General features: G+C 71.8%; 12 protein-coding genes. 10 read left to right on the plus strand and 2 right to left on the minus strand.

Going from position 1 to position 14,478, the window contains the following annotated elements:
- The first annotated feature begins 137 nt into the window (after positions 1-137).
- Positions 138-836 carry a hypothetical protein gene (locus tag AB0B29_RS00105; protein ID WP_362231872.1) on the plus strand — a complete coding sequence of 233 codons (699 nt, stop codon included), beginning with the start codon at positions 138-140 and terminating at the stop codon, positions 834-836.
- Here the strand turns inward: AB0B29_RS00105 and AB0B29_RS00110 are convergent.
- Complete coding sequence (locus AB0B29_RS00110; protein WP_362231874.1) at positions 776-1,537, minus strand: hypothetical protein; 762 nt, start codon at positions 1,535-1,537, stop codon at positions 776-778. The two genes, AB0B29_RS00105 and AB0B29_RS00110, sit on opposite strands and share 61 nt — an antisense overlap.
- Before the next feature lie 60 nt (positions 1,538-1,597).
- On the opposite strand from AB0B29_RS00110, the gene AB0B29_RS00115 reads away from it, so the two are divergent.
- The 9 genes from AB0B29_RS00115 to AB0B29_RS00155 all read left to right on the plus strand — a co-directional run bounded on the left by AB0B29_RS00115 (position 1,598) and on the right by AB0B29_RS00155 (position 14,121).
- Complete coding sequence (locus tag AB0B29_RS00115; protein ID WP_362231876.1) at positions 1,598-2,380, plus strand: adenosylcobinamide-GDP ribazoletransferase; 783 nt, start codon at positions 1,598-1,600, stop codon at positions 2,378-2,380.
- A gap of 81 nt (positions 2,381-2,461) precedes the next feature.
- On the plus strand, positions 2,462-3,073 hold the full coding sequence (locus AB0B29_RS00120) for an RDD family protein (RefSeq protein ID WP_362231877.1): 612 nt from the start codon (positions 2,462-2,464) through the stop codon (positions 3,071-3,073).
- 276 nt (positions 3,074-3,349) lie between these two features.
- A complete protein-coding gene (locus tag AB0B29_RS00125) occupies positions 3,350-4,876 on the plus strand; it encodes a leucyl aminopeptidase (protein WP_362231879.1) in 1,527 nt (508 codons plus the stop codon).
- A gap of 365 nt (positions 4,877-5,241) precedes the next feature.
- Complete coding sequence (gene lpdA / locus AB0B29_RS00130; protein ID WP_362231880.1) at positions 5,242-6,630, plus strand: dihydrolipoyl dehydrogenase; 1,389 nt, start codon at positions 5,242-5,244, stop codon at positions 6,628-6,630.
- Positions 6,631-6,693: 63 nt separating this feature from the next.
- Entirely contained in the window at positions 6,694-8,493 is a 1,800-nt protein-coding gene (gene sucB / locus AB0B29_RS00135; protein WP_362231882.1) for a 2-oxoglutarate dehydrogenase, E2 component, dihydrolipoamide succinyltransferase, read from the plus strand.
- Positions 8,494-8,755: 262 nt separating this feature from the next.
- Positions 8,756-9,379 (plus strand): GntR family transcriptional regulator, encoded by a 624-nt coding sequence (locus AB0B29_RS00140; protein WP_362231884.1) that lies wholly within the window; start codon positions 8,756-8,758, stop codon positions 9,377-9,379.
- Between the two features lie 268 nt (positions 9,380-9,647).
- Positions 9,648-12,350, plus strand: coding sequence for a pyruvate dehydrogenase (acetyl-transferring), homodimeric type (aceE, locus tag AB0B29_RS00145; protein WP_362231885.1), 2,703 nt, complete (start codon positions 9,648-9,650; stop codon positions 12,348-12,350).
- Between the two features lie 209 nt (positions 12,351-12,559).
- Positions 12,560-13,546, plus strand: a complete 987-nt coding sequence (locus AB0B29_RS00150) for a helix-turn-helix transcriptional regulator (RefSeq protein ID WP_362231886.1) — start codon at positions 12,560-12,562, stop codon at positions 13,544-13,546.
- A 56-nt stretch (positions 13,547-13,602) separates the two neighbouring features.
- Positions 13,603-14,121, plus strand: coding sequence for a DUF4240 domain-containing protein (locus AB0B29_RS00155; RefSeq protein WP_362233831.1), 519 nt, complete (start codon positions 13,603-13,605; stop codon positions 14,119-14,121).
- A 121-nt stretch (positions 14,122-14,242) separates the two neighbouring features.
- Here the strand turns inward: AB0B29_RS00155 and AB0B29_RS00160 are convergent, their stop codons facing one another.
- Positions 14,243-14,470 carry a hypothetical protein gene (locus AB0B29_RS00160; protein ID WP_362231888.1) on the minus strand — a complete coding sequence of 76 codons (228 nt, stop codon included), beginning with the start codon at positions 14,468-14,470 and terminating at the stop codon, positions 14,243-14,245.
- Positions 14,471-14,478: the final 8 nt, after the last annotated feature.

A 14,478-nucleotide genomic window follows, 5' to 3' on the forward strand; every position in this document is an offset into this window, starting at 1 on the left:
TGGCGGTCGCGAGATCCAGCTCACTCACGCCTGGCTCAACTTCGTCCCGTTCCGGTCGGTCTTGGAACGTGGTGTCGGTTTGACTGAGTCGCAGACACCCTCCATCCACGCCATGCACGGACGAGGACGACCGCCGGATGACCACGCTCGCCCGCTGGGCCCGCGCCGAATGGGGTGCGCTGTACGCCGCGGTGCGCGGGCCGTTGACCGAGCGGCGGTGGCGGGCCGCGCCGATGGCGGTGGCGGTCGTGTGCCTCACGGCCGTGCTGCACGTCGTGCACAACCAGGCGTGGGGCTACCGGTTCGTGCAGAACGCCGGTGGCGTGCGGGCCGAGGACCCGTTGTGGCTCGCGCTGCTGCGTACACCGCTGTCGCTGTTCGTGCCCGCGCTGGACCTGCCCGTGTGGGGCGCGCTCGTGCAGATCCTGCTGGTGTTCGGCATCGCCGAGCTGTGCCTGGGCCGGTGGCGCACCCTGGCCCTCGCCTACGTCGCGACGCTCGCGGGCACGCTGTACGCCCGCCTGGGCATCTGGCTCGGCCCGGACTCGCCGCTCGGCCTGCCCGCCTCGGACGCCCGGGTCGTGGACACCGGTCCGTCGGCGGCGGTGGTGGGCCTGGCCGTCTTCCTGGGGTGGCGGTACCGCGCGTACGTCACGGCCTCGGTGGTGATCGTGGCGATGGTGGCCGAGGTCGCGCTGAAGGAGAACCTCGCGGGCAAGGAGCACCTCGCGGCGATCGTGGTGGTACTGGCGCTGTGCGCGGCCGGCGAGCTGCGTCAGCGGCGTTCGAGGGACCGGGCCGGCTCGGGGTCGGGGGCGCCGCCGATCCAGTCCTGAACAGCTCGCATGGGTGTCACCCAGCGGCGGTCGTGGTGGTAGGCGCGCAGGGCGGATCTGGCCCGGGCGCGGGGCCGTTTGCGGTAGAAGCGCTTGGCCCACGGGGAGGTGGGCCGGGCCAGCCGTACGGCCGCGATGATGGCGATGAAGGGGATGATCAGGCCCACGACCGCGAGCCGGACCTTGCCCTTGAACAGGGCGATCAGGGCGAACGCGAAGTTCACGAGGATGTTCACGAGGACGACGGCCCGGTTCTGCTGCTGGTCGTCGTTGAGGTCGTTGACACCCAGCGGCGAGAAGCCGATCAGGAGCAGGCCGACCAGGGAGGCGGTGAGGACGACCATCTCCACGCTCTTGCGGCCGTCGGGGGTCCAGTAGACGTCGGCGAGATGCAGGACCAGGGCGAACTCGTCCAGGACGAGGCCCGCGCCGATGCCGAAGAACACCGCCGCCAGGCACGACCCGAAGCCGTGCTGACCGCCCGCCACCGCGCCGAAACCGCCGACGATCGTCAGGATGACCCCGGGGACCACGTGGTGGACGTGGACGCCACCGCTGCTGACATTGCCGAAGGGGCCCTTGCCCGCCCGGATGAGACGGGTGATGAACCGGGTGATCAGGAAGGTCAGCACGAAGGCGACGAGAGCGAGAAGCAGCGGCAGCTTGCCTGGTTCGATGATGTTCCGCTCCAGCCATCCCATATGTGAACTTTATCCTCGGCTGCCGTTCCCGCCCTCATGACCGGCCGGTAGCCTGCGCCGGTGCCCAGAACCTCGCCCCTCGACGGCCTCCGCTTCGCCTTCGGCACCCTGACGGTGATCCCCGTCCGGGTGACCCGGTGGGACCGGGAGGCCGCACGCGGCGGCATGCTGTGCGCTCCGCTGGCGGGCCTCGCGGTCGGCGCCGCCGCCGCCGGGCTCGGACTGGCGCTGCTGTTCCTCGGCGCGGGCGCCCCGCTCGCCGCCGTGGCGACCGCAGCCGTGCCCGCCGCCCTCACCCGGGGGCTGCACCTCGACGGGCTCGCCGACACCGCCGACGGGCTGGGCAGCGGGAAACCCGCCGAGGACGCGCTGCGGATCATGAAGCAGTCCGACATCGGGCCGTTCGGGGTCATCACCCTCGTCCTCGTCCTGCTCGCGCAGGTCGCCGCGCTCACCCAGGCCTACGACGCCTCCTGGGTGCGGGGCGCCTGCGCCGCCGTCGTCTCGGCGGCCCTCGCCCGGCTGGCGCTGACCCTGGCGGCCCGGACCGGGGTGCCGGCGGCCCGGCCGGAGGGGCTCGGCGCGGCGGTCGCCGGTGTGGTGCCGGTGCGGGGCGCGGTGATCGCCGCGGTGGCCGTCACGGCGACCGCGGCAGCGGCAGGTACCCTCTTCGGGCCGTACGGCGTGATCCGTACGGTGCTCGCGGCCCTCCTCGCCCTGGCTGCCGCCGAGGCGCTGCTGCGTCACTGCACGCGCCGGTTCGGCGGGGTCACGGGGGACGTCTTCGGCGGTCTGGCGGAGACGGCGGCGACCACGGCGCTGGTCGTTCTGTCACTGGGCTGAAACGATCTCCTCGTCCCTCTGCTGCCCGGGCCGCCGAGCCGCTAGTTTCCTGCCCGACACACACGTGATCGGGGGACGTTCATGCCGAAGCTGCGCCGCGCCCTGGCCTGGTTCGTCGATTTCGCACTGGTGGTGGCGCTGGCCTCGGCGCTCGCCGTGCTCACCTTCCACCGGGTCTCCGCGCTCGTCACCGACGTGCCCGAGCTGGCCACCCGCGGCGGTTTCGATCTGCTGACCTCGCGCGGTGACGTGCTCGACGCCTCGCAGGACCTCGGGCTCTCGCTGTGGAACAAGTCGGTGCTGTACGTCGAGCAGGCCTTCGGGCTGCTCGTGCTGGCCGTGTTCCTCTACCAGTGGGCGTGCCTGTCCCTGGCCGGGCGGACCGTCGGCAAGGCCCTGGTGGGGCTGAAGGTCACGACGGACCCCCCGGGCAGGATCAGGGCGGCGCGCCGGGCCGCGGTCACGACCGTCGCGGACGTCGCCGTGTACGCCGTGGCCTGCGTACTGCTGGTCGAGGGCCAGGTCGTGCTGTCGGTGCTGGTGTGGGCGGTCGCGGTGGTGCTGTTCCTGCTGAACGCACTGCCGGCCCTCTCCCCCGGCCGCCGCTCCCTCGCCGACCGGTTCGCGGGCACCTCCGTCACCGGGATCGGGTTCGGCAAGGCCGTCGTCACACCCCCGGTTCGTACGTGGTGAGCAGCGAACCGGGGTCCAGGCGGCGCGGCCGGGCCGTGTGACCCGGTTCACCGGTGTGCGGGAGCAGGAAATGGCCACTACGCCACCGAGAGGTGAACGCCCGCAGGAACGAGCGAAGGAGGCCACGCGCGTAGTCTCGTCGTCGAGTGTTCGCCGCACCGGGGAAGGCCCCGTGACACCCGCCCCAGAAGGTCGACGTAGGGTCGGCTGTCGGGCCCGGTCGACCCACACCGTTCGACCTCAGCAACTTCACATCGGAAGCGAGATTTCACCACCGTGACTGCTCTCACTCTCAGCACCGCCGCGGCGCCCGGTCTGCGGGCCGACGCGATCGTGATCGGTGTCGCCAAGGGTGCCAAGGGGCCGGTCGTCGCACCGGGCGCCGAGGCCGTGGACAAGGCGTACGACGGCAGGCTCGCCGGCGTTCTGGAGACTCTCGGCGCCTCCGGCGGCGAGGGCGAGGTGACGAAGTTGCCGGCGCCGTCCGGCTTCAAGACACCGCTCGTCCTGGCGGTCGGCCTGGGCGCGGTCCCGGAGAAGGACGCCGACTACGACACGGAGTCCCTGCGCAAGGCCGCCGGTGCCGCCGCCCGCGCCCTGGCCGGGTCCAAGAAGGCCGCCTTCGCACTGCCGCTCGGCGACGCCGCCGACGCGGGCGCGGTCGGGGAGGGTGCGCTGCTCGGCGCGTACTCCTTCGACGCCTACAAGGACAACGGCAAGGACCCCAAGGCGAAGAACGGCAAGGCGCCGCTCGCCGAGATCGTCCTGCTCGGCGGCAAGCCCCGCGACAAGGCGTACAAGGCCGCGATCGAGCGCGCCGTCGCCGTGTCCGAGGAGCTCAACCGCTCCCGCGACCTGGTCAACACCCCGCCGAACGACCTCAATCCCGAGTCGTTCGCCGCGATCGCCCAGGCCGCTGCCAAGGAGCACGGCATCAAGATCCAGGTGCTCGACGAGAAGGCCCTGACCAAGGGCGGCTACGGCGGCATCCTCGGCGTCGGCTCCGGCTCCGCGGCCACCCCGCGCCTGGTCAAGCTGTCGTACACCTCCTCCAAGGCGAAGAAGCACCTCGCCTTCGTCGGCAAGGGCATCACCTACGACTCGGGTGGCATCTCGCTGAAGCCGGCCGGTCACAACGAGACGATGAAGTGCGACATGGCCGGTGCGGCGTCGGTGTTCGCCGCGGTCGTCGCCGCCGCGCGTCTCGGCCTGGAGGTCAACGTCACCGGCTGGCTCGCCCTGGCCGAGAACATGCCCTCCGGGTCGGCGACCCGTCCGGGTGACGTGCTGCGGATGTACAGCGGCAAGACGGTGGAGGTGCTCAACACCGACGCGGAGGGCCGGCTGGTGCTCGCCGACGCGCTGTGGGCGGCGTCGCAGGAGAAGCCCGACGCGATCGTGGACGTGGCGACGCTGACCGGGGCGATGGTGCTGGCGCTGGGCAACCGGACGTTCGGGGTCATGGGCAACGACGACGCGTTCCGCGCGGCGCTGTGCGAGGCCGCGGAGGAGGTCGGGGAGCCGGCGTGGCCGATGCCGCTGCCGGAGCACCTGCGCAAGGGGATGGACTCCCCCACCGCCGACATCGCGAACATGGGCGAGCGGATGGGCGGCGGGCTGGTCGCCGGTCTGTTCCTGCGCGAGTTCGTGGGTGAGGGGATCACCTGGGCTCACCTGGACATCGCCGGGCCGGCCTTCAACGAGGGCGGGCCCTTCGGGTACACGCCGAAGGGCGGCACGGGGACGGCTGTGCGGACGCTGGTGCGGCTGGCGGAGCTGACGGCCGCGGGTGACCTTGGCTGAGTTCGCCTCTTAGCTCGGTCTCGCCCGTTGTGTGGCGAGTGCGGGGGCGTGGGGGCTGTTCGCGCAGTTCCCCGCGCCCCCAGGGCGTTGTCCTCGCGCCCGCGCGGCGGAGCCGCAGATCAGACACAGCCCCGCGCCCCTTCGGGCGTTGTCCTCGCGTCCCTGGGGCGCTGCTCCGGCGTGGCTCATCTGAACGTGGGGCGTCTCACACCGCAGCCCGGCGTCTCCTTGTGTGCCGACAAGTGCGAAGATGGGGCTCGGCAGGACAGGGCCCCACCGAAGGGCCGAAGAACGAGCGGCCGGACACCAGCCGCCTGCCGGTCGTCGAAGACCGGCTCACGGCGCACATGCATGGAGGACGTGACGTGGCGAACGACGCCAGCACCGTTTTCGACCTAGTGATCCTCGGCGGTGGCAGCGGTGGTTACGCCGCGGCCCTGCGCGGGGCGCAGCTGGGCCTGGACGTCGCCCTGATCGAGAAGGACAAGGTCGGCGGCACCTGCCTGCACCGGGGATGCATCCCCACCAAGGCCCTGCTGCACGCGGGCGAGATCGCCGACCAGGCCCGCGAGAGCGAGCAGTTCGGTGTGAAGGCCTCCTTCGAGGGCATCGACATCGCCGGGGTGCACAAGTACAAGGACGGCGTGATCGCCGGTCTGTACAAGGGCCTGCAGGGGCTCGTCGCCTCCCGGAAGGTGACGTACATCGAGGGTGAGGGCCGCCTGTCCTCCCCCACCTCCGTCGACGTGAACGGCCGCCGCGTCGAGGGCCGCCACATCCTGCTCGCGACCGGCTCCGTGCCGAAGTCGCTGCCCGGCCTGGACATCGACGGCGACCGGATCATCTCCTCCGACCACGCCCTCGTCCTGGACCGCGTGCCGAAGTCCGCGATCATCCTGGGCGGCGGCGTCATCGGCGTGGAGTTCGCCTCCGCGTGGAAGTCCTTCGGCACCGAGGTCACGATCGTCGAGGGCCTGAAGCACCTCGTCCCGGTCGAGGACGAGAACTCCTCCAAGCTCCTGGAGCGCTCGTTCCGCAAGCGCGGCATCAAGTTCAACCTGGGCACCTTCTTCCAGAAGGCCGAGTACACCCAGGACGGCGTCAAGGTCACCCTCGCCGACGGCAAGGAGTTCGAGGCCGAGATCCTGCTGGTGGCCATCGGCCGCGGCCCCGTCTCCCAGGGTCTGGGCTACGAGGAGCAGGGCGTCGCGATGGACCGCGGCTACGTCCTGGTCGACGAGTACATGCGCACGAACGTGCCGACCATCTCCGCCGTCGGTGACCTCGTCCCGACCCTCCAGCTCGCGCACGTCGGCTTCGCCGAGGGCATCCTGGTGGCGGAGCGCCTGGCCGGCCTGAAGACCGTTCCGATCGACTACGACGGTGTCCCGCGGGTGACGTACTGCCACCCGGAGGTCGCCTCCGTCGGTATCACCGAGGCCAAGGCCAAGGAGATCTACGGTGCGGACAAGGTCGTCGCTCTGAAGTACAACCTCGCGGGCAACGGCAGGAGCAAGATCCTGAACACCGCGGGCGAGATCAAGCTCGTCCAGGTCAAGGACGGTGCCGTCGTCGGCGTCCACATGGTCGGCGACCGCATGGGCGAGCAGGTCGGCGAAGCCCAGCTGATCTACAACTGGGAGGCGCTGCCCGCCGAGGTCGCGCAGCTCATCCACGCCCACCCGACCCAGAGCGAGGCGCTCGGCGAGGCCCACCTGGCCCTCGCAGGCAAGCCCCTCCACGCGCACGACTGACCCCTCGGTCGACGAACGCGACGACACAGACTTCCGCACTTTCCGTAAGGAGCAACCGAAACCATGGCGGTTTCCGTAACCCTTCCGGCGCTCGGTGAGAGCGTCACCGAGGGCACTGTCACCCGCTGGCTGAAGGCCGAGGGCGAGCGCGTCGAGGCCGACGAGCCGCTGCTCGAGGTGTCGACCGACAAGGTCGACACCGAGATCCCCTCGCCCGCCGCCGGTGTCCTGGCCTCCATCAAGGTCGCCGAGGACGAGACGGTCGAGGTCGGCGCCGAGCTGGCCCTGATCGACGACGGCAGCGGCGCGCCCGCCGCCGCCGAGGCCCCGCAGGCCGAGCAGGTCGCCGAGCCCGCTCCCGAGCCGGCCGCGGCCGCCCCGTCCACCGAGCAGGCCGCCCCGGCGCCCGCTCCCTCCGCCGACGCCGCTACCGGCGGCGGCTCCGCCGAGGGCACGGACGTCGTCCTGCCCGCGCTCGGCGAGTCCGTCACCGAGGGCACCGTCACCCGCTGGCTGAAGTCGGTCGGTGACAGCGTCGAGGCCGACGAGCCGCTGCTCGAGGTCTCCACGGACAAGGTCGACACCGAGATCCCGGCGCCCACCTCGGGCACGCTGCTGGAGATCGTGGTCGGCGAGGACGAGACCGCCGAGGTCGGCGCCAAGCTGGCCGTCATCGGCGAGGCCGGTGCCGCTCCGGCCGCGGCCCCCGCGCAGGAGGCCCCGGCCGCCCCGGCGCAGCCCGAGCCCGCGCAGGCTCCGGCTCCGCAGCAGGCCGCCCCGGCCCAGCAGGCCCCGGCCCCGCAGGCTCCGTCGGCCCCGGCCCCGCAGCAGCAGACCACCCCGGCTCCCGAGCCGGCCCCGTCCGCTCCCGCGCCCGCCCCGGCTCCGGCCCAGGCCCCGGCCGCTCCGGCCGCCGCCAAGCCGGCCGACGACGGCGCGTACGTCACCCCGCTGGTGCGCAAGCTCGCCGCCGAGCAGGGCGTCGACCTGGCCACCGTCAAGGGCACCGGCGTCGGCGGCCGTATCCGCAAGCAGGACGTCGTCGCCGCCGCCGAGGCCGCGAAGGCCGCCACCGCCGCCCCGGCCCCCGCCGCTGCCGCCCCGTCGGCCGCGAAGAAGGCCCCGGCGCTGGAGGCGTCCCCGCTGCGCGGCCAGACCGTGAAGATGCCGCGGATCCGCAAGGTCATCGGCGACAACATGGTCAAGGCCCTGCACGAGCAGGCCCAGCTGTCCTCGGTCGTCGAGGTCGACGTCACGCGTCTGATGAAGCTGCGCGCCCGTGCCAAGGACGCGTTCGCGTCGCGTGAGGGCGTCAAGCTCTCCCCGATGCCGTTCTTCGTCAAGGCCGCGGCCCAGGCGCTGAAGGCGCACGCGCCGATCAACGCCAAGATCAACGAGGCCGAGGGGACCATCACCTACTTCGACACCGAGAACATCGGTATCGCGGTGGACTCCGAGAAGGGCCTGATGACCCCGGTCATCAAGAACGCCGGTGACCTCAACCTCGCCGGTATCGCCAAGGCCACGGCCGACCTGGCGGGCAAGGTCCGCGCCAACAAGATCACCCCGGACGAGCTGTCCGGCGCGACCTTCACCATCTCCAACACCGGGTCGCGCGGCGCGCTCTTCGACACGATCATCGTGCCGCCGGGCCAGGTCGCCATCCTCGGCATCGGCGCGACGGTCAAGCGCCCCGCCGTCATCGAGACGGAGGAGGGCACGGTCATCGGCGTCCGCGACATGACGTACCTGACCCTGTCCTACGACCACCGCCTGGTGGACGGCGCCGACGCCGCCCGTTACCTGACGGCGGTCAAGGCCATCCTGGAGGCAGGCGAGTTCGAGGTCGAGCTCGGCCTCTGACCTCCATCGCCGGTACGGCTGTACGGTGCCCCCGCTCGGATCATCTCCGAGCGGGGGCACGTTGCTTGGGGGCGCGGGCCTGTCTCGATGTGCGGCTCCGCCGCGTGGCCGCGATCAGCCACATGCGACCGTGAGCCGAAGGACACGCCCGCACTCCCCCGTGTAAGTCTCGTCTCACCTGCACCAAAGCGCCCCCACCCGCCCCACCCGCGGAGCGAACCGGCCGTATTGTCTAAACGTCAATCCGGCGTAAGGAGCCCTCATGACCGCGCCCGTCATCCACTCGCTCCGCGAGCAGATCCGCGAGCACATCCTGGAGGGGATCATCAGCGGACGCTGGCAGCCGGGCGAGCGGATCGTCGAGCGCCGGATCGCCACCGAGCTGGAGGTCAGCCAGACCCCGGTCCGTGAGGCCCTGCGCGAGCTGGAGTCCCTGCGTCTGATCGAGTCCGCTCCGAACAAGGGCGTGCGCGTCCGCAACCTCACGGCCGCCGACCTGGAGGAGAGCTACCCGGTCCGGGCCGGCCTGGAGGCCATCGCCGCGGAGCTGGCCGCCCAGGGCCTCGCGGAGGACTGCACGGCACTGGAACCCCACGTCAGCGCGCTGTACGAGGCCGACCGCGTCGCCGACGGCACCGCCCAGGTCCGCCACACCGTCGCCTTCCACCGCGAACTGGTCCGCGCCGCCGGCAACTCCGTCCTGCTGCACACCTGGGAGGGCCTCGGCATCGAGGTGTTCACGGCCCTGTCCATCCGCTGGCTCGGCACGCAGCAGCAGTCGTACGCCGAGGAGCACGAGGAGCTGGTCGCCGCGTTCAAGCGCCGTGACCCGCGGATCGCCGAACTGGTGAAGGCGCACGTCCTGGGTTGCGCACCCCGAGCGTGACACTCGAGCACAGCCCCGCTCAAAAGCCTCCGACCTGCGAAAACCATGCGAAAATCAGTCACCGCGTGCCACGGCCCGAGGCACCCCGTGCCTACTTTCTCGTGATCAAGAGGTTTTGCCTCTCAACCCTTTGATCGATCATCGATCAGGGAGTTACAGTCGCCGACGGGCTTGCCACCCAAGCCCTCCGCCCTGTCCTGCCAAAGACAAAGGGCACCCCCGATCCCCGCATGTGAGGGAAACCCCTTCGACTGAGGAAGGCGGCGACATGACCGACCCCAACGCCATCCAGCCGAGCGAGCTCGACCAGCTCCCCGACCGGGACCCCGAGGAGACCGCCGAATGGCAGGCCTCCCTGGACGCGGTCACCAAGGCTGCCGGGCCGCACCGTGCCGCATACCTGATGCGCCGCACGCTGGAGCGCGCCGAGGGCGCCGGCATCGCGCTGCCGAAGCTCCTCGAGACCGACTACGTCAACTCCATCCCCACCTCCGCCGAGCCGGCCGTGCCCGGTGACGAGGCGCTGGAGCAGCGGATCACCGCGTGGAACCGCTGGAACGCGGCCGCGATGGTCACCCGCGGCAGCAAGTACGGCGTCGGCGGCCACATCGCCACCTTCGCCTCCGCGGCCTGGCTGTACGAGACCGGCTTCAACCACTTCTTCAAGGGCAAAGAGGCCGACGGCTCCGGCGACCAGCTCTACATCCAGGGCCACGCCTCCCCCGGCATCTACGCCCGCGCGTTCCTCGACGGCCGGCTGAACGAGGAGCAGCTCGACAACTTCCGCCGGGAGGCGGGCGGCAACGGCCTGCCCTCCTACCCGCACCCGCGCCGGCTGCCCTGGCTGTGGGAGTTCCCGACGGTCTCCATGGGCCTCGGCCCGCTGTCGGCGATCTACCAGGCGCGCTTCAACCGCTATCTGGCCAACCGCGGCATCAAGGACACCGCCGGTTCGCACGTGTGGGCGTTCCTCGGCGACGGTGAGATGGACGAGCCCGAGTCGACGGCGGCCCTGGCGCTGGCGGCCCGTGAGGAGCTGGACAACCTCACCTTCGTCATCAACTGCAACCTGCAGCGCCTCGACGGCCCGGTCCGCGCCAACTTCAAGATCGTGCAGGAGCTGGAGGCCCAGTTCCGCGGCGCCGGCTGGAACGTGATCAAGACGCTGTGGGGCACGGCCTGGGACGAGCTGTTCCAGCTCGACACCACCGGCGCGCTCGTACGCCGCCTGCGCCAGGTACCGGACGCGCAGATCCAGACGTACCAGACCCGCGACGCGGCCTACATCCGCCAGGACTTCTTCGGCGGCGACCCGGCGCTCGTGGAGCTGGCGAAGCTGCTGAGCGACGACAAGATCCTCGAGTGCTTCCACCTCTCGCGCGGTGGTCACGAGTCCCGCAAGGTGTTCGCCGCGTACAAGGCCGCCGTCGAGCACAAGGGCGCGCCGACCGTGATCCTGGCCCAGACGGTCAAGGGCCACACCCTCGGTGAGGGCTTCGCGTCGAAGAACGCCAACCACCAGATGAAGAAGCTCTCGGTGGACGAGTTCAAGAACATGCGCGACCTGCTGGAGCTGCCGATCTCCGACAGCGCGTTCGTCGACGGCGTGGTCCCCTACGGCCACCCCGGCGCCGACTCCCCCGAGGTCCGCTACCTCCAGGAGCGGCGTGCCGCCCTCGGCGGTCCGGCCCCGGCCCGGCGCGTGCACCCGGTCGCCCCGCTGCCCGCCCCGGCGGAGAAGGCGTTCGCGTCCTTCGACAAGGGCTCCGGTTCGCAGAACGTGGCCACCACCATGGCGTTCGTCCGTCTGGTCAAGGACCTGGTCCGCGACAAGGAGACGGGCAAGCGCTGGGTGCCGATCGTCCCGGACGAGGCGCGCACCTTCGGTATGGAGTCGCTGTTCCCGTCGCTCGGCATCTACTCGCCGAAGGGCCAGACGTACGAGCCGGTCGACCGTGACCAGCTGATGTACTACAAGGAGGCCCAGAACGGCCAGATCCTCAACGAGGGGATCACCGAGGCCGGTTCGATGGCCGACTTCATCGCCGCTTCGACGTCGTACGCGACGCACGGCGAGGCGATGATCCCGTTCTACATCTTCTACTCGATGTTCGGCTGGCAGCGCACGGCCGACCAGATGTGGCAGCTCGGCGACCAGCTCGGCCGCGGCTTCCTCGTCGGCGCCACGGCCGGCCGTACGACGCTGACGGGCGAGGGCCTGCAGCACGCCGACGGCCACTCCCCCGTGATCGCCGCGACGAACCCGGCGGCGCTGTCGTACGACCCGGCGTTCGCCTACGAGGTCGCCACCATCGTCAAGGACGGTCTGCGCCGGATGTACGGCGAGGCGGCCCCGGGTGAGGACCAGAACGTCTTCTACTACCTGACCGTCTACAACGAGCCGCTGCCGCAGCCGGCGAAGCCGTCCGTCGACGGTGTCGACGAGGGCATCGTCAAGGGCCTGTACCGCTTCAACACGGCGGAGTCGGCGGGCATCACGCCCCCGGCGAACGCCCCGCGGATCCAGCTGCTCGGCTCCGGCACGGCGATCCACTGGGCTCTGAAGGCGCAGCAGCTGCTCGCCGAGGAGTGGGGCGTGGCGGCCGACGTGTGGTCGGCGACGTCCTGGAGCGAGCTGCGCCGGGACGCCCTGGAGGCGGACGAGGCGCTGCTGCGCGGCGAGGAGCGGGTGCCGTTCGTGCGGCAGGCGCTCCAGGGGGCCGAGGGTCCGGTGCTGGCGGTCTCCGACTACATGCGCCAGGTCCCGGACCAGATCGCGCAGTGGGTCGAGCAGGACTGGTCCTCGCTGGGCGCCGACGGCTTCGGCCTCTCCGACACCCGTGAGGCGGCCCGCCGGCACTTCGGTGTGGACGCGGAGTCGATCGTCGTCGCCGCCCTGGCCCAGCTCGCCAAGCGCGGCGAGGTGAAGGCGGCGTCCGTGAAGGAAGCGCGCGAGCAGTACGGCCTGTAGGGTCTGCGGCCCCCATCGGTCCCGGCCGTTCGTCGGCTGCCGACCGGTGGGGGCTTGGCGCGCAGTTCCCCGCGCCCCTGGAACAGGCCTGCCCGGGCACGCCCGTTCTTTTTTGGGGGCGCGGGGCTGTATCGACATGCGGCTCCGCCGCGTGGGCGCGACGAGCCCCCCACACACGCCCGCACCCGGACACGCACCATGATGGCCCTATGCGTGCTGCCCGGCTGATCAAGATGGTGCTGCTGCTCCAGTCCCGGCCCTCCATGACGGCCGCCGAGCTCGCCCGTGAGCTGGAGGTGTCGGAGCGGACGGTCACCCGTGACGCGCAGGCGCTGTCGGAGGCGGGCGTGCCGGTGTACGCGGACCGGGGCCGGGCCGGCGGGTACCGGCTGGTCGGCGGGTACCGTACGCGGCTGACCGGGCTGCACCGCGGTGAGGCCGAGGCACTGTTCCTGTCCGGGGTGCCGGGGGCGCTGCGCGAGATGGGTCTGGAGGACGCCGCCTCGGCGGCCCGGCTGAAGGTGTCGGCGGCGCTGCTGCCCTCCCTGCGGGACGCTTCCCGGTCGGCCGCCCAGCGGTTCCACCTGGACGCGCCGAACTGGTTCCGGGAGCCGAAGACACCCGCGCTGCTGCCGGCCGTCGCCGACGCGGTGTGGGACGACCGGCGGATCGGCGCGCGCTACCGGCGCGGGGAGGACGAGGTCGTCCGGGAGCTGGAGCCGTACGGGCTGGTGCTGAAGGCGGGCGTCTGGTACCTGTGTGCCCGGGTGCCCGGGCCCGGGTCGTTCCGGGTCTACCGGATCGACCGGTTCACGGCGGTGGACCCGGACGGTGAGCGCTTCGAACGGGAGCCGGACTTCGACCTGCCCGCCTTCTGGGAGGAGCGGGCGGAACAGTTCGCGCGGTCCCTCCTGCGGGCGCGGGTCGTGGTGCGGCTGTCCCCCGACGGGGTGCGCGCGCTGCCGTACGCCCTCGACTCGGTGCCCGCCCGGGAGGCCCTGGCGGACGCCGACGCCCCGGACGCGGACGGCTGGGTGACGGTGACCCTGCCGGTGGAGTCCGAGGAGGTCGCCCACAGCCAGCTGGCGGCGCTGGGCCCGGAGGTGGAGGTGCTGGCACCCCAGGGCCTGCGCGAGCGGTTCGCCGGGGACGCGGCGCGGCTGGCCCGGCTCTACCGGCCCGACAGCGGCGCATAACGATCCCGCCCACTCCGGGTGCGCCCCTGTGTCCCAGGGCCGATGCTTGACCCGTGATGGACGAGACGGAGTTCTGGGAGCTGGTGGACGACGCCCGGGAGGCCGCCGAGGGCGACCCGGAGGAGCAGGCGGACCTGCTCGTGGACCGGCTCGCCCAGCTGGACCCCGACTCGGTCCTGGACTTCGCCCGGCACTTCGAGTCCCGCTACAACCGCGCCTACCGCTGGGACCTGTGGGGCGCCGCCTGGGTGCTGCTCGACGGGGCGAGCGACGACGCCTTCGACTTCTTCCGGTGCTGGCTGATCGGCCAGGGGCGCGAGGTGTTCGAGGGCGCCGTGCACGACCCGGACGCGCTCGCCGATCTGCTGGACGACTTCGACGAGGAGATCGACGGCGACGGCGAGGAACTCGGCTACGCGGCGGACGAGGCCTACGAGCAGCTCACCGGCGTGGTCGCCCCCGACCTGGAGATCGCGCCCGCCCCGCCGGAACCGGAGGGCACGCCGCTCGACTTCGAGAACGAGGCGCTGCTCGCCGAGCGCTACCCCCGGCTGTGGCAGCGCTTCAGGGGCTGATCAGGGGACCCGGCAGCGGCTGACGCTCAGAGTCGTTTCCAGCTGCCGCACCGGCCCCGACGGGGCGCCCTTGGGACGCTCACCGCAACGGCGCCGTGAGAAACGCCGTCTCAAGGGCTGATCATGCGACCCGGCGGCGGCTTGCGTCGGACGGGATGTGCGCGTGGGTCTGGTCGGCCCGTACCGCGTGGTGCAGCGGAGCGGCGTTGGCCTGGTCGAGCGCGGAGGCGGTGACCGCGGCCGGCCCCAGGACGACGGTCACGACCGCGCACAGCACCGCCCAGGGGCCGCGGGCGCTGCCCCTGCGCACGTCCTGGTCCCCCGGGGCCTTCGTACGGCCGTCGTTCATGGTCCCCA

The organism is Streptomyces tibetensis (assembly GCF_040647715.1).
Classification (GTDB): domain Bacteria; phylum Actinomycetota; class Actinomycetes; order Streptomycetales; family Streptomycetaceae; genus Streptomyces; species Streptomyces tibetensis_A.

Coding starts and splice junctions, on each gene's coding strand:
- AB0B29_RS00105 (WP_362231872.1), top strand. CDS start 138: ATGACCACGCTCGCCCGCTGGGCCCGCGCCGAATGGGGTGCGCTGTAC.
- AB0B29_RS00110 (WP_362231874.1), bottom strand. CDS start 1,537: ATGGGATGGCTGGAGCGGAACATCATCGAACCAGGCAAGCTGCCGCTG.
- AB0B29_RS00120 (WP_362231877.1), top strand. CDS start 2,462: ATGCCGAAGCTGCGCCGCGCCCTGGCCTGGTTCGTCGATTTCGCACTG.
- sucB (WP_362231882.1), top strand. CDS start 6,694: ATGGCGGTTTCCGTAACCCTTCCGGCGCTCGGTGAGAGCGTCACCGAG.
- AB0B29_RS00140 (WP_362231884.1), top strand. CDS start 8,756: ATGACCGCGCCCGTCATCCACTCGCTCCGCGAGCAGATCCGCGAGCAC.
- aceE (WP_362231885.1), top strand. CDS start 9,648: ATGACCGACCCCAACGCCATCCAGCCGAGCGAGCTCGACCAGCTCCCC.
- AB0B29_RS00150 (WP_362231886.1), top strand. CDS start 12,560: ATGCGTGCTGCCCGGCTGATCAAGATGGTGCTGCTGCTCCAGTCCCGG.
- AB0B29_RS00155 (WP_362233831.1), top strand. CDS start 13,603: ATGGACGAGACGGAGTTCTGGGAGCTGGTGGACGACGCCCGGGAGGCC.
- AB0B29_RS00160 (WP_362231888.1), bottom strand. CDS start 14,470: ATGAACGACGGCCGTACGAAGGCCCCGGGGGACCAGGACGTGCGCAGG.